The organism is Variovorax sp. SPNA7 (genome assembly GCF_033807855.1).
GTDB lineage: Bacteria > Pseudomonadota > Gammaproteobacteria > Burkholderiales > Burkholderiaceae_C > Variovorax > Variovorax beijingensis.
In genome coordinates this window covers 2,619,864-2,639,764 of record NZ_CP138513.1, presented here as the reverse complement: position 1 = coordinate 2,639,764, position 19,901 = coordinate 2,619,864, and the positions used below count along the sequence as shown (strand labels likewise).

The following is a 19,901-nucleotide window of genomic DNA, read 5'->3' as shown; positions in this document are numbered from 1 at the left end:
TTCAGGCGTAGAGCGGGTTGACCTTGTCGACATTGATGCCGTACTTCTTGATCGCCTCGACCACCTTGGCCACCGGCACCGTGCCATCTTCGCTCAAAGCCTTGAGCGCGGCCACCACGATGTAGTGGCGGTTGATCTCGAAGTGCTCGCGCAGCTTGTTGCGGAAGTCGCTGCGGCCGAAGCCGTCGGTGCCCAGCACCTTGTAGTTGCGGCCCTTGGGGATGAAGGGGCGGATCTGCTCGGCGTAGGCCTTCATGTAGTCGGTCGATGCCACCACCGGCCCGGCCGTGGGCGCGAGCTGCTCGGCCACGAAGGGCACGCGCGGCGTCTGGTCCGGGTGCAGCAGGTTCCAGCGGTCGGCATCCTGGCCGTCGCGCGTCAGCTCGTTGAAGCTCGGGCAGCTCCACACCGAGGCCGAAACGCCCCAGTCCTTTTCGAGCAGTTCCTGCGCCGCGAAGCTTTCGCGCAGGATCGTGCCGCTGCCCAGCAGTTGCACGGTGGGCGACTTGGCCTTCAGCGCCGGGCCCTGCCTGGACAGGTACATGCCCTTGATGATCTGCTCCTCGGTGCCGGGCTGCAGGCCGGGCATCGGGTAGTTCTCGTTCAGCAGGGTGAGGTAGTAGTAGACGTTGTCCTGCTTCTCGACCATGCGCTTCAGGCCGTGGTGCAGGATCACGCCCACTTCGTGCGCGAAGGTCGGGTCGTAGCTCACGCAGTTCGGGATGGTGTTGGCCAGGATGTGGCTGTGGCCGTCTTCGTGCTGCAGGCCTTCGCCGTTGAGCGTGGTGCGCCCCGAGGTGCCGCCGAGCAGGAAGCCGCGCGCCTGCATGTCGCCGGCCGCCCAGGCCAGGTCGCCGATGCGCTGGAAGCCGAACATCGAGTAGTACACGTAGAACGGCACCATGATGCGGTTGTTCGTGCTGTACGACGTGGCCGCCGCGATCCAGCTCGACATGCCGCCGGCTTCGTTGATGCCTTCCTGCAGGATCTGGCCGGCCTTGTCTTCCTTGTAGTACATGACCTGGTCCTTGTCGACCGGGGTGTACTGCTGGCCAGCGGGGTTGTAGATGCCGATCTGGCGGAACAACCCTTCCATGCCGAAGGTGCGCGCCTCGTCCACCAGGATGGGCACCACGCGCGGACCCAGCGCCTTGTCGCGCAGCAGCTGCGTGAGGAAGCGCACGTAGGCTTGCGTGGTGGAGATCTCGCGGCCCTCGGCCGTGGGCTCCATCACCGACTTGAAGGTGTCCAGCGAAGGCACCGTGAAGCTCTCGTCGGCCTTGGTGCGGCGGTGCGGCAGGTAGCCGCCCAGCACCTTGCGGCGCTCGTGCAGGTACTTCATTTCCGGCGTGTCGTCGGCCGGCTTGTAGAACGGCAGGTCGGCGATCTTGCTGTCCGGGATCGGGATGTTGAAGCGGTCGCGGAAGGCCATGATGTCCTCGTCGCTGAGCTTCTTGGTCTGGTGGACGTTGTTCTTGCCCTCGCCGATCTTGCCCATGCCGAAGCCCTTGACCGTCTTGATCAGGAGCACCGTGGGCTGGCCCTTGTGCTTCACGGCCGCGTCGAAGGCCGCGTAGACCTTCTGCGAATCGTGGCCGCCGCGGCGCAGCTGCCAGATGTCGTCGTCGCTCATCTTGGACACCATCTCGAGCGTGCGCGGGTCACGGCCGAAGAAATGCTTGCGGACGTAGGCGCCGTCGTTGGCCTTGAACGACTGGTAGTCGCCGTCGTTGGTCTCCATCATGATCTTGCGCAGCGCACCTTCCTTGTCGCGTGCGATCAACGGGTCCCAGCCGCTGCCCCAGATCAGCTTGATGACATTCCAGCCCGAACCGCGGAACTCGCCTTCGAGCTCCTGGATGATCTTGCCGTTGCCGCGCACCGGGCCGTCCAGGCGCTGCAGGTTGCAGTTGATGACGAAGATCAGGTTGTCCAGGCCTTCGCGCGCGGCCAGGCCGATGGCACCCAGCGATTCGACCTCATCCATTTCGCCGTCGCCGCAGAACACCCAGACCTTGCGGTTCTCGGTGTTGGCAATGCCGCGGGCGTGCAGGTACTTGAGAAAGCGGGCCTGGTAGATGGCCATCAGCGGGCCGAGGCCCATCGAGACGGTCGGGAACTGCCAGAACTCGGGCATCAGCTTGGGATGCGGGTAGCTGGAGAGGCCCTTGCCGTCGACTTCCTGGCGGAAGTTGAGCAATTGCTCTTCGCTCAGGCGGCCTTCGAGGTAGGCGCGGGCATAGATGCCGGGCGAGACGTGGCCCTGGATGTAGAGGCAGTCGCCGCCGTGGTTTTCGCTCTCGGCGTGCCAGAAGTGGTTGAAACCGGCGCCGAACATGTTCGCCAGCGAGGCGAAGGAGCCGATGTGGCCGCCGAGGTCGCCGCCTTCGGCCGGATGGTGGCGGTTGGCCTTGACCACCATTGCCATGGCGTTCCAGCGCATGTAGGCGCGCAGGCGCTCCTCGATCTCGAGGTTGCCGGGGCAGCGCTCTTCCTGGTCGGGCTCGATGGTGTTGACGTAGGCCGTGTTGGCGGAGAACGGCTTGTCGATGCTGTGCTGCCGCGCATGTTCGAGCAGCTGCTCGAGAAGGAAGTGGGCCCGTTCAGGTCCCTCGCTTTGAATGACGGAGGACAGTGCATCCATCCATTCACGGGTTTCCTGGGCGTCCGCGTCATTCGCGGCCGAGCCGAACAGGTTCTCGGGATTTGCCGACATGCTTGTCTCTCCTTTAGGGCTGTGGCTGTAATTTAGTGCGCTCTTCGATCACCGCGCCGGAGTTTCTCATAGAAATACTTCTATTTCAAATAGTGCATGTGGATTTCTTAATGTGATATTTTGGAAACAATGTCGCCCGCGTCGGAATCAATGGCACTGCGGCCCTTCTCTGCTTGGCGCAGGGGCCATCACCTAAACTCGCAGGATGCCTTTTTCCTCTCCGCTGTCGGTTGCCCGCAGCGCCGTGAATGCGTCTCCGCTCTCGTGGTGGCGCCGCTGGTGGCGCCAGCAAACGCCAGTGCTGCAGGACGCGGTCGCCATGCTGGCGCCGATTGCGGCGGTGCTGCTGTTCCTGGCGGCCATCGTTTCGGCGTTCTGGTATCTGCGCACCGAAGAAGTCGAGCGCGAGCAGGAATCCGTGCGGCGCGACGTCGAATACGCGCAGCAGCGCATGCGCCTGCGCCTGCTCGAGCGCCAGGAACAGCTGATGCGCATCGCGCGCGACGCCTCCAACCGCGAGATCGACCCGATCGAATTCGCGAGCCGTGCCGAATCGCTGGTGAGCCAGTTCCCCGAGCTCCAGACCGTCACCTGGATCGACGACAGGCGCCGCTTCAAGGCCGGCTATTCGGCGCCGAGCGTGCATCCCGCGCAGCAGCACCTGATCGGCGACGTGCTGCGACCGGGCGACGTGGAAAGCAACTACGCGCTGGCCCGCGAACTGCGCCAGCCGGTTTTTTCCCAGCCGGTGGCGGGCGGTGATCCCGCGGCGATGCTGCAGCTGCACATTCCACTTTTCGACCAGGGCCTGTTCGCGGGCGTGGTGCTGGGCGAGTTTTCGGTCGACGGCCTGCTGCGCTACGGCATGCCCTCGGAAGTGCAGGCGCGCTATGCGGTCTCGCTGCTCGACGCCAAGGGCAGCGTGCTCGCAGGCAACACGGCCAACCTGAGGGAAGGCGGTACGCGGCTCCTTCCCTGGCCCGAAAGGACCAATGAGTACGAGGTGCCGGTGTCGCCCGTCGGCAATGCGCTGGTGCTGCGCGCCCAGGCCTACCGCACCTCGCAGGGGGTGGTCGGCAACGGCCTGTTCTGGCTGGTCTGCGCGCTCAGCGTGCTGACCAGCTGGATGCTGATCGGCACCTGGCGCCACACCCGGCGGCGCCAGCAGGCCCAGCAGCGGCTGGTCGCCGAGACCAACTTCCGCCGCGCCATGGAAAACTCCATGCTCACCGGCATGCGCGTGCTCGACCTGCAGGGCCGCATCACCTATGTGAACGCCGCCTTCTGCGCCATGACGGGCTGGAGCGAAGCCGAGCTGGTGGGCCAGTCGCCGCCCTTCCCCTATTGGCTGGAGTCGGACCGCGAAGTAATGAACGAGCGGCTCGAGGAAGAACTGCACGGCCGCGCCCTGCCCGGCGGCTTCCAGGTGCGCGTGAAGCGCAAGAACGGCAGCGTGTTCAACGCCCGGCTCTACGTGTCGCCGCTGATCGACGCGCGCGGCCACCAGACCGGCTGGATGACGTCGATGACCGACATCACCGAGCCCACGCGCATCCGCGAGCAGCTGTCGGCCTCGTACGAGCGCTTCACCACGGTGCTGGAGGCGCTCGACGCCGCCGTGTCGGTCGCGCCCATCGGCAGCGAGGAACTGCTGTTCGCGAACAAGCTGTACCGGCTGTGGTTCGGCTCCGACACCGTGGGCCACCTGGGGATGGTGGCGCAGGCCGGCGTGCCCACCTCCAATGCGCACGACGAGGGCCTGGACGACGTCGACCCCTACGCCGGCCTGCCGATCGACACCCTGACCGCCGCCCAGGCCGCCAACAACGAGATCTTCGTGCCGCACCTGGGCAAGTGGCTCGAAGTGCGCTCGCGCTATCTCACCTGGGTCGACGGCCGGCTGGCCCAGCTGGTGATCGCCACCGACATCACGCCGCGGCGCGACGCCGAAGAGCAGGCCGCCGCGCAGGCCGACCGCGCGCAGGCCGCGAGCCGCCTGATCACGATGGGCGAGATGGCCTCCAGCGTGGCGCATGAACTCAACCAGCCGCTGACGGCCATCACCAACTACTGCAACGGCATGATGTCGCGCATCAAGGGGCAGGCCATCGACACCGAGGCGCTGCTCGCGGCGCTGGAGAAAACCTCCAAGCAGGCGCAGCGCGCGGGACAGATCATCCAGCGCATCCGTTCGTTCGTGAAGCGCAGCGAGCCCAACCGCACCGCCGCCGACGTGTCCACCATGGTCAGCGAAGCGGTCGAGCTCGCGGGCATCGAGCTGCGGCGGCGCAACGTGCGGCTCAACCACTACGTGGCCGCGCGGCTGCCGGTGGTGCAGGTGGACCCGATCCTGATCGAACAGGTGATGGTCAACCTGCTGAAGAACGCGGCCGAATCGATCGACATTGCCGAGCGTCCGCTCGCGCGCCGCAGCGTGGAGTTGCGCGTGCTGCCCAAGGTGATCGAGGGCCACAACGCCATCGAGTTCTCGGTGCAGGACACCGGCAAGGGCCTGGCCCCCGAGGTGATGGACCGCCTGTACGAAGCCTTTTTCTCTACCAAGCCGGAAGGCATGGGCATCGGGCTGAACCTTTGCCGCACTATCGTCGAGTCCCATCGGGGCAGGATGCAGGCGGAGAACATCTACAATGGCCCGGATGTGATCGGATGCCGTTTTTCCTTCTGGATTCCGGTGTTGGACGCTCCCAGTTCCGTAGCAAGCGACGAGGCAAAGGTACCTGCATGAGTTTGATTCCGAAGAAGGGCACTGTCTATGTCGTCGACGACGACGAAGCCGTGCGAGATTCGTTGCAATGGCTGCTCGAGGGCAAGGACTACAGGGTTCGCTGCTTCGATTCGGCCGAGTCCTTTCTCTCCCGATACGACCCGCGCGAAGTCGCCTGTCTGATCGTCGACATCCGCATGGCCGGCATGACCGGCCTCGAGCTGCAGGATCGGCTGATCGAACGGCGCTCCCCGCTGCCCATCGTGGTGATCACCGGCCACGGCGACGTGCCGATGGCGGTCGACAGCATGAAGAAGGGCGCCATGGATTTCATCCAGAAGCCTTTCAACGACGAAGAGCTCGTCACGCTGGTCGAGCGCATGCTCGAGCACGCGCGCGGCGCCTTCACGCAGCACCAGCAGTCGGCCAGCCGCGATGCGCTGCTGTCCAAGCTCACCGGCCGCGAGGCCCAGGTGCTCGAGCGCATCGTTGCCGGCCGCCTCAACAAGCAGATTGCCGACGACCTGGGCATCAGCATCAAGACGGTCGAGGCGCACCGCGCCAACATCATGGAAAAGCTCAACGCCAACACCGTGGCCGATCTGCTCAAGATCGCGCTCGGGCAGGCGGCACCGGCCGTCAAAGCCTAGAAGCTATCCGACCGATAGCAATGAATGACTCTCACGCCTGCGCAAGCGGGCGTTTTTACTTGGAAAATCGAAACCGATGACCGCCCAACTGATCGACGGCAACGCCCTCGCCAAAACCATTCGCGCCGAGGTCGCCGGCCGCACCGCCGCACTGAAGGCCAAGGGCGTGAACCCGGCCCTTTCCATCATCCTCGTGGGCAGCGACCCGGCCAGCCAGGTCTACACGAAGCACAAGGTCAACGACAGCACCGAAACCGGCCTTGCGGCCACGCTCGAGACCTACCCCGCCGACATGAGCGAGGCCGCGCTGCTCGACCGCATCCGCGCCCTCAACGACGACCCCAAGGTGCATGGCATCCTGGTTCAGCTGCCGCTGCCCAGGCACATGGACAGCCAGAAGGTCATCGAGACGATCTCGCCCGCCAAGGACGTGGACGGCTTCCACGTGGCCAGCGCCGGCGCGCTCATGACCGGCGCGCCGGGCTTCTGGCCCTGCACGCCCTACGGCTGCATGAAGATGCTCGAATCCATCGGCTACGACCTGCGCGGCAAGCATGCGGTGGTCATCGGCCGCAGCAACATCGTCGGCAAGCCGATGGCCATGATGCTGCTCGCCAAGAGCGCGACCGTGACCATCTGCCACAGCGCGACGCAAGACCTGGCCGCCTTCACGCGCCAGGCCGACGTGATCGTTGCCGCGGTGGGCAAGCGCAACATCCTGACAGCCGGCATGGTGAAGCCCGGTGCGGTCGTGATCGACGTGGGCATGAACCGCAAGGAAGACGGCAAGCTCGCGGGCGACGTCGACTTCGACGGCGTCAAGGAAGTGGCCGGCTGGATCACCCCCGTGCCCGGCGGCGTCGGCCCCATGACGCGCGCCATGCTGCTCGTCAACACCCTTGAAGCCGCGGAACGCGCCGCCAAGTGACTTTCATGGCCATGAAGAACAATCCCCTCCTCGACTTCACCGATCTCCCACTGTTCGACCGCATCAAGCCCGAACATGTTGCGCCCGCGGTCGACATCCTGCTGGCCGAAGCCGAGGCGGCGCTGCAGGCCGTAACGGCGGCCGACTTTCCCGCCGACTGGAACGCGATCTCCAAGGTGCTCGACGTGGCCTCCGAGCGCTTCAGCCGCGCCTGGGGCGCCGTCGGCCACCTCAACGCCGTGGCCGACACGCCGGAACTGCGCGCCGCCTACAACGAGGCCATGCCGCGCGTGACCGCCTTCTGGACCCGGCTGGGTTCCGACGAGCGCCTCTACGCCAAGTACAAGGCCATCGACGTGGCCACCCTCAACCCCGAGCAGCGCCAGGCGCACAAGAATGCCGTGCGCAACTTCGTGCTGGGCGGCGCTGAACTGCAGGGCGATGCAAAAAAGCGCTTTGCCGACATCCAGGAGCGCCAGGCCGAACTGAGCCAGAAGTTCAGCGAGAACGCGCTCGATGCCACCGACGCCTTCTCGTACTACGCGGCGCTGGGCGAGCTCGAGGGCGTGCCCGAAGACGTGGTGAGCGCGGCCCGTGCAGCAGCCGAAGCCGAAGGCAAGCAGGGCTACAAGCTCACGCTCAAGATGCCCTGCTACCTGCCCGTGATGCAGTTCGCCAGGAGCAGCGCGCTGCGCGAAACGCTCTACCGCGCCTACGTCACCCGCGCCAGCGAGCTCGGCGATCCGGCCTTCGACAACACGGCCTTGATCAACGAGATCCTCGCGCTGCGCGAAGAAGAAGCAAAGCTGCTCGGCTACCGGAATTTCGGCGAGCTCTCGGTCGTGCCCAAGATGGCCGAGTCGCCCGAGCAGGTGACCAAGTTCCTGCGCGATCTCGCGGCCAAGGCCAAGCCGTACGGCGAACGCGACCTGGCCGACCTGCGCGTCTTCGCCTCGGAGCAGTTGGGCATCACCGATCCGCAGGCCTGGGACTGGAGCTACATCGGCGAGAAGCTCAAGGAAGCGCGCTACGCCTTCAGCGAGCAGGAGGTCAAGCAGTACTTCCCGGCGCCCAAGGTGATGGCCGGCCTGTTCAAGATCGTCGAGACGCTGTTCGAGGTTTCGATTCGCCGCGACAGCGCCCCCACCTGGCACCCGAGCGTCGAGGTCTACCGCATCGAGCGGGCCGGGCAGAAGGTGGGCCAGTTCTACCTCGATCCTTCCGCCCGCGCCGCCAAGCGCGGCGGCGCCTGGATGGACGACGTGCGCGCGCGCTGGCTGCGCCCGGACGACGGCGTGCTGCAAACGCCCGTGGCTCAGCTCGTGTGCAACTTCGCGAGCGGCGTCGACGGCAAGCCGCCGCTGCTCACGCACGACGACGTGACCACCCTGTTCCACGAATTCGGCCACGGCCTGCACCACATGCTCACGCAGGTGAACGAGCGCGACGTGTCGGGCATCAGCGGCGTCGAATGGGACGCGGTCGAGCTGCCGAGCCAGTTCATGGAAAACTTCTGCTGGGAATGGGACGTGCTCAGGCACATGACGGCCCACGTCGATACCGGCGAGCCGCTGCCGCGCGCGCTGTTCGACAAGATGACCGCCGCCAAGAACTTCCAGAGCGGCCTGCAGACGCTGCGCCAGATCGAGTTCTCGCTGTTCGACATGCTGCTGCACACCGAATACCAGGCCGCCGCCGCGCAGCCGGGCGGCGTGCTCGCGCTGCTCGGCAAGGTGCGCGCCGAGGTGGCCGTGATGCCTTCGCCCCCTTTCAGCCGCACGCCGAACACCTTCAGCCACATCTTCTCTGGCGGCTACGCGGCCGGCTACTACAGTTACAAGTGGGCCGAGGTGCTGAGCGCCGACGCCTATGCCGCCTTCGAGGAAACCGTGGGCACCGACGGCCAGCCGAACATCGAAACCGGCCGCAGGTACCGCCAGGCCATCCTCGAAGCCGGCGGCAGCCGCAGCGCCATGGATTCGTTCAAGGCCTTCCGCGGCCGCGAGCCCCAGCTTGATGCGCTGCTGCGACACCAGGGCATGGCGCAAACCCAGCCCGCTTGATGCGGGCCTGAAGCTTGCGATACTCGGGCGATGCATCCGACCCACAAGAAATCCTCCTTGCATCGCCTGTCCGGCGCCGCCCTGCTGCTGATCGCCGCGGGAGCAATGGCGCAGCCGATCTACCGCAACGTCGACAAGAACGGCAAGGTCACCTTCTCGGACCGTGCGCCCACCGCAAGCACGGAGCCGGCCGCGGCGCCGCAGGCCGGCATCACGCCTCCCGCCAATGCCGGGCTGCCCTACGAGCTGCGGCAAGTGGCGCAGCGCTACCCCGTGACGCTCTACAGCAGCGAGGAATGCGCGCCCTGCGGCACGGCCCGTTCGCTGCTCGTCACGCGCGGCATTCCCTTCGAGGAGCGCACCGTCAAGAGCAACCAGGATGTCGAGGCGCTGCAGCGCCTGAGCAACCAGGCCTCGCTGCCGCTGCTGACGATCGGCTCGCAGCAGCTCAAGGGCTACTCGGACGCCGCATGGTCGCAATACCTCGATGCCGCGGGCTATCCGAAGAGCAACAGCCTGCCCGCCGGCTACCGCAATCCGCCGGCCCGGCCGCTGGTGGCTCTGCAGCCGGCGCCTGCCGCACGCGAGCCCGAACTACCGGCACCTGCACCGCAGCCGGCCGCGCCCGCCCCGAGCGGTCCGAGCCCGAGCAACCCGGCCGGCATCAAGTTCTGACCCAGCCGGCCGCCAGCCAAGGCTGACAGCCCTTCTTCTTCAGTCGAACTGCATCGTTTGCACGCCGGAAGGCGTGCCCAGCAGGCACACGTCGGCCTTCTGGTGCGCAAACACGCCGACCGTGATTACGCCGGGCCACTGGCTCACCTCGGATTCAAAGGCGAGCGGATCGCTGATCCGCAGCCCCGTCACATCGACGATGTGCTGACCGTTGTCGGTCACGAGCGGCAATCCGTCCTTCTCGCGCACCTGTGCGATGCCGCCCATGGCCTCGAACTGCCGCATCACGCGGCGGGCCGCCATCGGAATCACCTCCACCGGCAGCGGAAAGGCGCCGAGCGTGTCGACCAGCTTGGACGCATCGGCAATGCAGACGAAGCGCCGCGACTGCGCCGCCACGATCTTTTCGCGCGTGAGCGCCGCGCCGCCGCCCTTCACCATGAAACCGTGGTGGTCGATCTCGTCCGCGCCGTCGATGTAAACGCCGAGTTCGTCGACCTCGTTGCTGTCGAACACCGGAATGCCCAGGGCACGCAGGCGCTCGGTCGAGGCCACCGAGCTGGACACCGCGCCCTTGATCTGGTCCTTGATGGTGGCCAGCGCGTCGATGAACTTGTTCACCGTGGAGCCCGTGCCCACGCCGACGATTTCACCCTTGGCCACGTAGGCCAGCGCGGCGCGGCCGACCTGGGCCTTGAGTTCGTCCTGGGAGATGGTGCCCGCGCCGTTCGCGGCGCCGGCGGCGGAAGAAGGGGAAACGGGTGCAGTCATCGCGGAGAATCCTTGGCTCATTGAAGTCGAGAATTATCCGATGCCCCTGCTCCCCTCTTCGCTCTACGGCCTGGCCCGGCCCTTTCTGTTCGGCTTCGACCCGGAGCATGCCCACGAACTCACGCTCGACGGGCTGGCCCGCACGCAGAACACGCCACTGGCCTGCGCCTACGCCGCGCCGCGCGTCGATGATCCGGTCACACTGGCGGGGCTGGAATTTCCCAACCGCGTGGGCCTGGCCGCCGGCCTCGACAAGAACGCCCGCTGCATCGACGCCTTTGCCGCCATGGGCTTCGGCTTTGTCGAAGTCGGCACGGTCACGCCCAAGGCGCAGCCGGGCAATCCCAAGCCGCGCATGTTCCGCCTGCCCCAGCGCGACGCGCTCATCAACCGGCTCGGGTTCAACAACGAGGGGCTCGATGCCTTTCTTGCCAACGTGCAGAAGGCGCGCTTCCGCAGGAGCGGCAGGGGCGGCAGCAGGAAGCCGATGCTGCTCGGGCTCAACATCGGAAAGAACGCCGCCACGCCCATCGAAAAGGCCGTGGACGACTACCTGGCCTGCCTCGACGGCGTGTACCCGCATGCCGACTACGTGACCATCAACATCTCGAGCCCCAACACCGCCAACCTGCGGACGCTGCAGAGCGACGAGGCGCTCGACGCCCTGCTGGGCGCCATCGCCGAGCGCCGCCATGCGCTGGCCGAGCGCAGCCGCCGGCGCGTGCCGCTGTTCGTGAAGATCGCCCCCGACCTGGACGAGAGCCAGGTCGCGGTGATCGCCGCCGCGCTGCAGCGCCACGGCATGGACGGCGTGATCGCCACCAACACCACGCTGGCGCGCGATGCGGTCGCCGGCCTGCCGCATGCCGATGAAGCGGGCGGACTCTCGGGCGCACCCGTGCGCGAGGCGAGCAACCGCGTGGTCGCGCAATTGCGCGCGGCGCTGGGGCCGGGCTTTCCGATCATCGGGGTGGGGGGCATCCTGAGCGCGGCCGATGCCAAGGCCAAGATTGCCGCAGGTGCGGACGTGGTGCAGATCTACACCGGCCTCATCTACCGCGGCCCGGCGCTGGTGCGCGAAGCGGCGCAGGCGTTGCTGCAAAGCCGCAGCGCCGCCTGAGCCTTCGCTCTTTTCTTCTTCAGCGCATGCGCCAGAGCACTGGCGCAATGAACGCGGCCCAGCGGAGCAGCCGCTTGGGACGGATCACCACCACCGCCACCGCGGCGGCGACGCCGGTGGCCACGGGGTGCTCCCGCGCAATGCGCAATGCTGCGGCTGCCGCCGATTCGTCGGCCGGAGGTGCTTCGGAAGAAGCACCCGTTGCACCGGCGGGCCGCGCCGGGCCTGCGCCCTGCATCGTGGCAATGCGTTCGCGCTGACGCTCCATGCGGGCGAGCAGTTCTTCGCGCGTGGCGGGCCGGCGGGGACGCGGCGCTTCTTCGTCCTGGTCGGGATCCTTGCCGAGGCCGAAGCTGTCCTGCACCCAGGCCCAGTCGCGTTCGAATTCACGGCGTGCCGGCATGAAGCTGTTGGAGGCATTGCGAAGGGTCAGGAACAGCCCCAGCGCCGCGCCCAGCCAGAGCAGGACCCACACGCCGGCCACCGACCACGCCGCCGCGATGCGGTGCGGCGTTTCCCAGAAATGCACCACCACCGCCATTGAGAGCAACGCCACCGCCACCGTGGTGAGGCCGAGCACGGCCACCACCAGCACGAGCATCAGCTTGAGGCGCTGCTTCTCGTCCTCCCACGCCATGCGCAGGAGCTGCACGCGGTCTTCGGCCGCCAGCGCGCCTTCGGCGGCAGCAATCCGCAGCCGCCGCAAACGAGCATCGAGCCCGAACAGGGACAGCAATCTCATGCGCCGACTCCGGCTCGGCGAGGGACGGCGCGGCGGCGGCTTGCGTTCAGGTCAGCGGCGGCCAAGCAGCAGGCCCACCAGCACGCCGACGGCCAGCGCAGCGCCGGCGATCTGCCACGGTTCGTCGTGGGCGTAGGCGTTGGCAGAGTTGGCCGCTTCGCGGGCCTTCTTGGCGGCCAGCTTGCTCTTTTCCGCGGCAAGCTCGCGCGCAATGGCGAGCTTGGTGTCGATGCGCTGGCGCAGCGCCTTGATGTGGGGAACCGAATCCAGGTCCTTGCTGGCCAGCACGCCGCGCACGTCGCTTGCGATGTCTTCGGCTGCCGCTTCGATATTGTTGGATGCACTCATTGGAAACTTTCCTCCGTGATGACACCGGCACCGCGCCGGCGGCTTCACGCCAGCAAATGGCGTGGTGTCATGTTACAGGCACAAAAGCCCCTCATGCACAGCAGTTATGCAGACTTCTGCACGCGATGGGCCCTGCATTGCGTCCGCCGTCAGCCCGTCGCGAGCAGGCGCTCGACGTGTCGCCCGATCGCCAGGCTGCTCGTGAGCCCGGGCGACTCGATGCCAAACAGATTGACCAGCCCGCGCACCCCGTGCGATTCGGGTCCGTCGATCATGAAGTCGCGCGCCGGCTCGTCCGGGCCCGAGATCTTGGGCCGCATGCCCGCATAGCCGGGAATCAGCGCCCCGTCGGGCAAGGCAGGCCAGTACTTGCGCACCTCGGCGTAGAAGCCATTGCCGCGCGCCGGGTCCACCACCAGGTCGTCGGCTGCTTTCACCCATTGCACGTCGGGCCCGAACTTGGCTTGCCCGCCCAGGTCGATCGTCAGGTGCACACCCAGTCCGCCGGGTTCGGGCACCGGATAGACGAGGCGGCTGAAAGGTGCGCGGCCCGACAGCGTGAAATAGCTGCCCTTGGCAAAGTAGGCGGTGGGCACGGCCGCCGGCGGCAGGCCTTCGAAGCGGCGGGCCAGTTCGGGCGCGAGCAGGCCGGCTGCATTGACTACGGTGTTGCAGCGCAGCGCCGTCCCGTCTTCAGCTACCAGGACGATAGCGTCCCGGCCGCATTCCGCACGGGCAATGGGCGATTTCAGCGCCAGCATGCCGCCGGCGTTCTCCAGGTCGCCGAGCAGGCTCAGCATCAAGGCATGGCTGTCGACGATGCCGGTGCTCGGCGAATGCAATGCCGCCACGCAATGAAGCTGCGGCTCCATGTCCATGGCCTGCTGCGCGGTCAGCAGCACGAGGTCGCCGACACCGTTGGCGGCCGCCTTGGCACGGATGACCTCGAGCTGGGCCACCTGCTCGGGCGAGGTCGCGACGATCAGCTTGCCGCAGCGCCGGTGGGGCACGCCGCGCTCTGCCGCGTAGCCGTAAAGCGCCTCCTTGCCCTCGACGCAAAGCCTCGCCTTGAGCGAGCCCTGCGGGTAGTAGATGCCCGCATGAATCACCTCGCTGTTGCGCGAACTGGTGCCGGTGCCAATGGCACCTTCGGCTTCCAGCACCACCACCTCCCGGCCCGCGAGCGCCAAGGCGCGCGCCACTGCCAGTCCCACCACACCGCCGCCGATGACGGCGCAATCGAGTTCATCCATCGTGCGAGCTTATCGCGGCTCGCGGGCGGATCTCTTCAGGACGTGGTGGGGGGCGGCTCGGGATCGGTCGGCTCGTCGGGCGGCGTGCTTGGCCCTTCGTCAGGCTCCACGGGCAGATCCGGCGTGATGGGGGGTGGAAGGTCGGGATGGGTGGCCATGGCGGAACTCTCCTTTGCCTTTTTCTAAGCTGCTGCGGCACACCTTCAGCCAGCACAGGGCGGCAATCGGCGTCAGCGCGAGCCGACAGTTTCTTGAATCAGGCCACCCCAACGAGAGCTCGACCAGCGATGTACGACGAAACGGTACGCTTCCGGATCGAAGACAGATGTGATGTACTTTGACGCGTCGTTCCATAGGGAGAGAGAGATATGTCGACCATCGACGCGAACGGGATGCTCGTCGATCCCAAAGTGATCTCCAGGCGTTCATCCGGCATCGAACACGGCGCCCTGCCCAAGGTGCTGGCCATCGTCGTCCATCAAACAGACTCATCGACCGCCGAGTCCAGTCTCAACAGCTACGGAGATGGTGGCAATGGCGCCCATTTCCTCATCGACAAGAATGGCCAGATCTATCAAACGGCCAGCCTCCACGCGCGCTGCTACCACGTCGGCAAATTGATCAAGTCGAAGTGCCTGACCGTCAACAAGAACACGTGCGACACGGCAGCCATGGCCAAGATGCTGGCAATGTCGTGGATTCAGCAGATCAACGCACTGGATGCGCATGAACGCGCCAAGTCGTATCCGGACCGGTACCCGGTCAACAACGAGGCCATCGGCATCGAGCTCGTGGGACTGCACATCGACGAGAAGACCTATGAAGTGGTGACGGCTGCGCAGAACACGGCGCTGCAATGGCTCATCGACGAGTTGTATGCCCAGTTCAACCTGAAGCCCGCCGATGTCTACAGGCACCCGACGGTTTCATACAAAAATCCGGGCGAAGCGAGCTCGGCGATATGGAAATGAAGTCTCGGATCACAGTCACGGCAGCCGGGGCGCTGCTCGTTGCAGCGTGTGCAACCGGCAGCGCAGGATTCACGGACGTCTTTGTCGCCGACTTCCGATCCGACCAACCCGCCACCTGCCGCCCGACGGATGTGCCGCAAAACCACGGCAAGGCGCGCGAGTTTTTCTCGCGGGCCAAACAGGTTGACTACAAGACACTGCACGACAACTATGAGCAGGCGCCCTGCTTTGTCGAAGGTACATTGAAGCAGCGCGGCAAATCATGCGACTGGCAGATTCGCGCGGGCGCCACGGGCGCGGTTCAGTGCGGGGAACAGCGGCTGTACTTTGCCTGCGATACCTGCAACGACCTGTTCGGCACGAAGTAATTAGACGCAAAAAAAGCGACTTGGACAATCCAAGTCGCTTTATTCAGGAAATTGGTGGGCGGTGGAGGCTTCGAACCTCCGACCCCAGCAGTGTGAATGCTGTGCTCTACCCCTGAGCTAACCGCCCTTTCAACTCTTTGGCACCACTGCTGCAGTGCCTTGGAATTAATCGCGTTGCGCGAAGCCTTCGATTATGCCACAGGATTTCAGCTGTTTTGCCGAAACAGCGTGCGCCCGTTGCTGGATTTGTCGAGCTGCGACAACACGGCTTCATGCGCCGCAAGCTCCTGCTCGGCCGCCACGATCACCGGCAGGTCGAACTGGCTCAGGTCGATGGCCACCACCGTGGTGCCCTGCGCCGGCTCGTTCGAGCTCACGTCGATCAGCAATGCATCCTGGCCGCGCGTGAGATTGATGTACACGTCGGCCAGCAGCTGCGCGTCGAGCTTGGCGCCGTGGAAGGTGCGGTTCGAGCGGTCGACGCCGAAGCGGTCGCACAGCGCGTCGAGCGAATTGCGCTTGCCCGGGTAGACCTGCTTGGCCATGGCCAGCGTGTCGGTCACCTCGCCGACGAAGCTGCGCAGCGGCGGCAGGCCGGCCAGCTCGAGCTCCTTGTTGAGGAAGCCGACGTCGAAGGCCGCGTTGTGGATGATCAGCTCGGCGCCGCGCAGGTACTCGACGATGTCGTTGGCCAGCGTGGCGAACTTCGGCTTGTCGCGCAGGAAGTCGGTTGTCAGGCCGTGCACCTTGAGCGCGTCTTCATGGCTCTCGCGCTCGGGGTTGAAGTAGATGTGCAGGTCGTTGCCGGTGAGCTTGCGGGCGAACAGCTCCACGCAGCCCAGTTCGATGATGCGGTCGCCGTTCTCGGCGGACAGGCCGGTGGTTTCAGTGTCGAGGACGATCTGGCGCGACATGCGGTAGCTCTTTCAGTGGTTCTCTTTGGCGTGGTTGATCGAGTACTTGGGAATCTCGATCGTCACATCTTCCTGCGCCAGGATCGCCTGGCAGCTCAGGCGCGATTGTGGCTCCAGGCCCCAGGCGCGGTCGAGCAGGTCTTCTTCGCCCTCCTCGGCCTCGTTCAGCGAATTGAAGCCCTGCCGCACGACCACGTGGCAAGTGGTGCAGGCGCAGCTCATCTCGCAGGCGTGCTCGATGTTGATATGGTTGTCGAGCAGCGCCTCGCAGATCGAAGTGCCGGCCGGTGCCGTGATTTCTGCACCCTGCGGGCAGTATTCGGGATGCGGAAATATCTTGATGGTGGGCATGTGGTTCTCAGAGGGATTCGAGCTTGCGGCCTGACAACGCGCGCGCGATGCCCGCGTTCATGCGCTCGGCGGCAAAGGCTTCGGTGTCGTTGGCCAGCGTCTTGGTGGCGCCTTCGATGGCCGCGGCATCATTGCCCTTCGCGGCTTCGCGCAACTTTGCCATCGACGCATCGATGACTGCGCGCTCTTCTTCGCCCAGCAGATCGCCGTCGGCATCGAGCGCGCTCTGGGTGGCCAGCAGCATGCGCTCGGCATCGACGCGCGCCTCCACCAGCGCGCGCGCCTGCATGTCCTGCTGCGCGGTGGAAAAGCTCTCCTGCAGCATGCGCGCGATCTGGTCGTCCGAGAGTCCGTACGAAGGCTTGACCGTCACGCTCGCCTCCACGCCGCTGCCCTGCTCCTTGGCGCTGACGCTCAGCAAGCCATCGGCATCGACGGTGAAGGTCACGCGGATGCGCGCCGCGCCTGCCGCCATGGGCGGGATGCCGCGCAGCGTGAAGCGCGCCAGGCTGCGGCAGTCGGCGACCAGGTCGCGTTCGCCCTGCACCACGTGCAGTGCGAGTGCCGTCTGGCCGTCCTGGTAGGTGGTGAAGTCCTGCGCCATTGCCGTGGGAATGGTCTGGTTGCGCGGCACGATGCGCTCGACCAGCCCACCCATGGTCTCGATGCCCAGCGACAGCGGGATCACGTCGAGCAGCAGCAGATCGCCCGCGCCGTTGTTGCCGGCCAGTTGGTTGGCCTGGATGGCGGCGCCGAGCGCCACGACCTCATCGGGGTTCAGGTTGACGAGCGGCTCGCGGCCGAAGAATTCGGCGACGGCACTGCGGATCTGCGGCATGCGGGTGGAGCCGCCGACCAGCACGATGCCCTGCAGGTCGTCGGGCTTGAGCTTCGCGTCGCGCAGCGCCTTGCGAACCGCTGCGATCGTGCGGTCGGTGAGCGGCTTGGTGGCGGCGTCGAATTGCGCGCGCGTCAGGTCGAAGCGGGCGGCGCCGCCGGCAAGCTCGGCGCGGAACGCCACGGAATCGGCATCGGTCAGCGCCTCCTTGGCCGCACGGGCAGCCACCAGCACGGCGGCCTTGTCGGCGTCGCCGTCCACTTGCAGGCCGGTTTGCGCGAGCACGAAGTCGGCGAGCGCGTGGTCGTAGTCATCGCCGCCCAGGGCCGAGTCGCCGCCTGTGGCAATGACTTCGAACACGCCCTGCGTGAGCCGCAGGATCGAGATGTCGAAGGTCCCACCGCCCAGGTCGTAGACCGCGTAGACGCCTTCGCTCGCATTGTCCAGGCCGTAGGCAATGGCCGCGGCCGTGGGCTCGCTGATCAGGCGCAGCACGTTGAGGCCGGCGAGCTGCGCGGCATCCTTGGTGGCCTGGCGCTGGCCTTCGTCGAAGTAGGCCGGCACGGTGATGACGGCGCCGTAGAGCTCGTCGTCGAAGGTGTCTTCGGCGCGGTAGCGCAAGGTGGCCAGGATCTCGGCGCTGATCTCCACCGGCGACTTGATGCCCGCGGCCGTCTGCACCTTGACCATGCCGCCTTCATCCACCAGGCGGTAGGACATGGACTCGCGGTTGGCGATGTCGGCCAGCCCTCGGCCCATGAGGCGCTTGACCGAGGTGATGGTGTTCGCGGCATCCTGCGCGCGCGCGGCCAGCGCATCGAAGCCGATCTGGCGCCGCTCGCGGTCGAGATAGCGCACGGCGGAAGGCAGGATCACCCGGCCCTGGTCGTCGGGCAGGCATTCGGCCACGCCATTGCGCACCGCGGCCACCAGCGAATGCGTGGTGCCCAGGTCGATGCCCACGGCAATGCGGCGCTGATGCGGATCGGGCGCCTGGCCGGGTTCGGAAATCTGAAGAAGAGCCATAACGGACTATTGTCCCAACTGATCGAATTTGGCTTCGACGTCCTGTCCGAAGCGCTCAATGAACATGAGGGCTCTCACCTGCTGCGCGGCGGCCGGGTAATCGCCCTTCTCGTCGATCAGCCAGTCGAGCGACGACAGCGCGCGGGCACGCCCGGCCTCGACTTCGGCCTGCAGCTGCTCGACCGCGGCGATGTCGCCGGCGTCGTCGAGTGCCTCGCGCCATTCCATCTGCTGCATCAGGAAATCGGGCGGCATGGCGGTGTTGTTCTCGGCGTTCAGCGGTGCACCGTTGAGTTCGCAGATGTAGCTGGCCCGGCGGATCGGGTCCTTGAGGCGCTGGTAGGCCTCGTTGATGCGCACCGACCACTGCATCGCCACGCGCTGCGCCGCGGCGCCCTGCGCGGCAAAGCGGTCCGGATGGGCCTCGCGCTGCAGTTCCTTCCACCGCACATCGAGCACGGCACGGTCCTGCGCGAAGGTTGCGGGGACGTCGAACAGTTGAAAGTCGGTGTCGTTCAGGTTCATCAGACTGCCTGCCGGGCCGCCCCAAAGGCGGTCTGCGCCCCCTCGGGGGGCAGTGAGGACACAAGGTGCCGAACGTGGGGGCTCATATGGATCAAGAAAAAACCGCCAGCACATGACATGGTGGCGGCTGTGGTCGCTGTCAGCGACGGCGCATCAGATGCGGAAACTCTCTCCGCAACCGCAGCGGTCCCGCTCGTTCGGATTGATGAACTTGAAGCCTTCGTTCAGGCCCTCGCGCACGAAGTCGAGCTGCGTGCCGTCGATGTAGGCCAGGCTCTTGGGGTCGACCAGCACCTTCACGCCGTGGTCTTCGAACACCACGTCTTCAGGCGCGAACTCGTCCACGTACTCGAGCTTGTAGGCCAGGCCCGAGCAGCCGGTGGTCTTCACGCCCAGCCGCACGCCCACACCCTTGCCGCGTTTGCCGAGGTAGCGGGTGACGTGGCGCGCAGCGGCTTCGGTCAGCGTAACGGCCATGTCAGTGGACTGCCGATGGCTCGGCTTCTGCCGCCTTGGCGCCGTGCTTGGCCTTGTAGTCGCTCACGGCGGCCTTGATGGCGTCTTCGGCCAGGATCGAGCAGTGGATCTTGACGGGCGGCAGCGCCAGTTCCTCGGCGATCTGCGCGTTCTTGAGTGCCGCGGCTTCGTCGAGCGTCTTGCCCTTGACCCACTCGGTCACGAGCGAGGACGATGCAATGGCCGAGCCGCAGCCGTAGGTCTTGAAGCGCGCGTCTTCGATCACGCCGGTTTCGGGATTGACCTTGATCTGCAGCTTCATGACGTCGCCGCAGGCCGGCGCGCCGACCATGCCGGTGCCGACCGAGTCGTCGCCCTTTTCGAAGGAGCCGACGTTGCGGGGATTTTCGTAGTGGTCGATGACCTTGGATGAATATGCCATGGTGTACCTCTCAAACTTT

20 protein-coding genes and 1 tRNA gene are annotated in these 19,901 nt (G+C 66.1%); 8 read left to right on the top strand and 13 right to left on the bottom strand.

Features of this window, described 5'->3' with window-relative positions; all coding sequences use genetic code 11:
• Window position 1 precedes the first annotated feature (1 nt).
• The gene (gene aceE / locus RZE77_RS12215) at window positions 2-2,716 is read right to left on the bottom strand and encodes a pyruvate dehydrogenase (acetyl-transferring), homodimeric type (RefSeq protein WP_319442069.1); all 2,715 of its coding nucleotides are present in this window, start codon (window positions 2,714-2,716) and stop codon (window positions 2-4) included.
• A gap of 205 nt (window positions 2,717-2,921) precedes the next feature.
• Here aceE and RZE77_RS12210 point away from each other — a divergent pair, with 205 nt between their 5' ends.
• From RZE77_RS12210 to RZE77_RS12190, 5 genes are all read left to right on the top strand, one after another.
• The gene (locus RZE77_RS12210) at window positions 2,922-5,462 is read left to right on the top strand and encodes a PAS domain-containing sensor histidine kinase (RefSeq protein WP_319442068.1); all 2,541 of its coding nucleotides are present in this window, start codon (window positions 2,922-2,924) and stop codon (window positions 5,460-5,462) included.
• The gene (locus RZE77_RS12205; RefSeq protein WP_319442067.1) at window positions 5,459-6,091 is read left to right on the top strand and encodes a response regulator transcription factor; all 633 of its coding nucleotides are present in this window, start codon (window positions 5,459-5,461) and stop codon (window positions 6,089-6,091) included. Before RZE77_RS12210 ends, RZE77_RS12205 begins: the two co-directional genes overlap by 4 nt.
• A gap of 76 nt (window positions 6,092-6,167) precedes the next feature.
• Window positions 6,168-7,019 carry a bifunctional methylenetetrahydrofolate dehydrogenase/methenyltetrahydrofolate cyclohydrolase FolD gene (gene folD / locus RZE77_RS12200; RefSeq protein ID WP_319431994.1) on the top strand — a complete coding sequence of 284 codons (852 nt, stop codon included), beginning with the start codon at window positions 6,168-6,170 and terminating at the stop codon, window positions 7,017-7,019.
• 5 nt (window positions 7,020-7,024) lie between these two features.
• On the top strand, window positions 7,025-9,082 hold the full coding sequence (locus tag RZE77_RS12195; RefSeq protein WP_319442066.1) for a M3 family metallopeptidase: 2,058 nt from the start codon (window positions 7,025-7,027) through the stop codon (window positions 9,080-9,082).
• A gap of 30 nt (window positions 9,083-9,112) precedes the next feature.
• Complete coding sequence (locus tag RZE77_RS12190) at window positions 9,113-9,757, top strand: glutaredoxin family protein (protein ID WP_319442065.1); 645 nt, start codon at window positions 9,113-9,115, stop codon at window positions 9,755-9,757.
• Window positions 9,758-9,796: 39 nt separating this feature from the next.
• Here the strand turns inward: RZE77_RS12190 and rpiA are convergent, their stop codons facing one another.
• Complete coding sequence (gene rpiA, locus RZE77_RS12185; RefSeq protein WP_319442064.1) at window positions 9,797-10,528, bottom strand: ribose-5-phosphate isomerase RpiA; 732 nt, start codon at window positions 10,526-10,528, stop codon at window positions 9,797-9,799.
• 40 nt (window positions 10,529-10,568) lie between these two features.
• Here rpiA and RZE77_RS12180 point away from each other — a divergent pair, with 40 nt between their 5' ends.
• The gene (locus RZE77_RS12180) at window positions 10,569-11,648 is read left to right on the top strand and encodes a quinone-dependent dihydroorotate dehydrogenase (protein ID WP_319442063.1); all 1,080 of its coding nucleotides are present in this window, start codon (window positions 10,569-10,571) and stop codon (window positions 11,646-11,648) included.
• A gap of 19 nt (window positions 11,649-11,667) precedes the next feature.
• Here the strand turns inward: RZE77_RS12180 and RZE77_RS12175 are convergent, their stop codons facing one another.
• The 4 genes from RZE77_RS12175 to RZE77_RS12160 form a co-directional block, all read right to left on the bottom strand.
• Window positions 11,668-12,390: a phage holin family protein gene (locus tag RZE77_RS12175; protein ID WP_319442062.1), complete on the bottom strand. Its 723-nt coding sequence runs from the start codon at window positions 12,388-12,390 to the stop codon at window positions 11,668-11,670.
• A 51-nt stretch (window positions 12,391-12,441) separates the two neighbouring features.
• The gene (locus RZE77_RS12170) at window positions 12,442-12,738 is read right to left on the bottom strand and encodes a glycine zipper domain-containing protein (RefSeq protein ID WP_012747272.1); all 297 of its coding nucleotides are present in this window, start codon (window positions 12,736-12,738) and stop codon (window positions 12,442-12,444) included.
• 149 nt (window positions 12,739-12,887) lie between these two features.
• Window positions 12,888-13,991 (bottom strand): NAD(P)/FAD-dependent oxidoreductase, encoded by a 1,104-nt coding sequence (locus RZE77_RS12165; protein ID WP_319442061.1) that lies wholly within the window; start codon window positions 13,989-13,991, stop codon window positions 12,888-12,890.
• A 35-nt stretch (window positions 13,992-14,026) separates the two neighbouring features.
• Window positions 14,027-14,149: a hypothetical protein gene (locus RZE77_RS12160; RefSeq protein ID WP_012747270.1), complete on the bottom strand. Its 123-nt coding sequence runs from the start codon at window positions 14,147-14,149 to the stop codon at window positions 14,027-14,029.
• A 210-nt stretch (window positions 14,150-14,359) separates the two neighbouring features.
• Here RZE77_RS12160 and RZE77_RS12155 point away from each other — a divergent pair, with 210 nt between their 5' ends.
• Together RZE77_RS12155 and RZE77_RS12150 are read left to right on the top strand one after the other, a co-directional pair.
• A complete protein-coding gene (locus RZE77_RS12155) occupies window positions 14,360-14,962 on the top strand; it encodes a peptidoglycan recognition protein family protein (RefSeq protein WP_319442060.1) in 603 nt (200 codons plus the stop codon).
• Window positions 14,953-15,330, top strand: coding sequence for a hypothetical protein (locus RZE77_RS12150; RefSeq protein ID WP_319442059.1), 378 nt, complete (start codon window positions 14,953-14,955; stop codon window positions 15,328-15,330). Before RZE77_RS12155 ends, RZE77_RS12150 begins: the two co-directional genes overlap by 10 nt.
• 52 nt (window positions 15,331-15,382) lie before the next feature.
• Here the strand turns inward: RZE77_RS12150 and RZE77_RS12145 are convergent.
• The 7 genes from RZE77_RS12145 to iscU all read right to left on the bottom strand — a co-directional run bounded on the left by RZE77_RS12145 (window position 15,383) and on the right by iscU (window position 19,882).
• A tRNA-Val gene (locus RZE77_RS12145) sits at window positions 15,383-15,457 on the bottom strand.
• 79 nt (window positions 15,458-15,536) lie between these two features.
• Window positions 15,537-16,244 carry a DNA polymerase III subunit epsilon gene (gene dnaQ / locus RZE77_RS12140; RefSeq protein WP_319442058.1) on the bottom strand — a complete coding sequence of 236 codons (708 nt, stop codon included), beginning with the start codon at window positions 16,242-16,244 and terminating at the stop codon, window positions 15,537-15,539.
• A 12-nt stretch (window positions 16,245-16,256) separates the two neighbouring features.
• Window positions 16,257-16,595: an ISC system 2Fe-2S type ferredoxin gene (gene fdx / locus RZE77_RS12135; protein ID WP_124957638.1), complete on the bottom strand. Its 339-nt coding sequence runs from the start codon at window positions 16,593-16,595 to the stop codon at window positions 16,257-16,259.
• A gap of 7 nt (window positions 16,596-16,602) precedes the next feature.
• Window positions 16,603-18,459 (bottom strand): Fe-S protein assembly chaperone HscA, encoded by a 1,857-nt coding sequence (gene hscA / locus RZE77_RS12130; protein ID WP_319442057.1) that lies wholly within the window; start codon window positions 18,457-18,459, stop codon window positions 16,603-16,605.
• Window positions 18,460-18,465: 6 nt separating this feature from the next.
• Window positions 18,466-18,984 (bottom strand): Fe-S protein assembly co-chaperone HscB, encoded by a 519-nt coding sequence (gene hscB / locus RZE77_RS12125; RefSeq protein WP_319442056.1) that lies wholly within the window; start codon window positions 18,982-18,984, stop codon window positions 18,466-18,468.
• A 153-nt stretch (window positions 18,985-19,137) separates the two neighbouring features.
• Window positions 19,138-19,461, bottom strand: coding sequence for an iron-sulfur cluster assembly protein IscA (iscA, locus tag RZE77_RS12120; RefSeq protein WP_012747263.1), 324 nt, complete (start codon window positions 19,459-19,461; stop codon window positions 19,138-19,140).
• A 1-nt stretch (window position 19,462) separates the two neighbouring features.
• A complete protein-coding gene (iscU, locus tag RZE77_RS12115; RefSeq protein ID WP_021006925.1) occupies window positions 19,463-19,882 on the bottom strand; it encodes a Fe-S cluster assembly scaffold IscU in 420 nt (139 codons plus the stop codon).
• Window positions 19,883-19,901 lie beyond the last annotated feature (19 nt).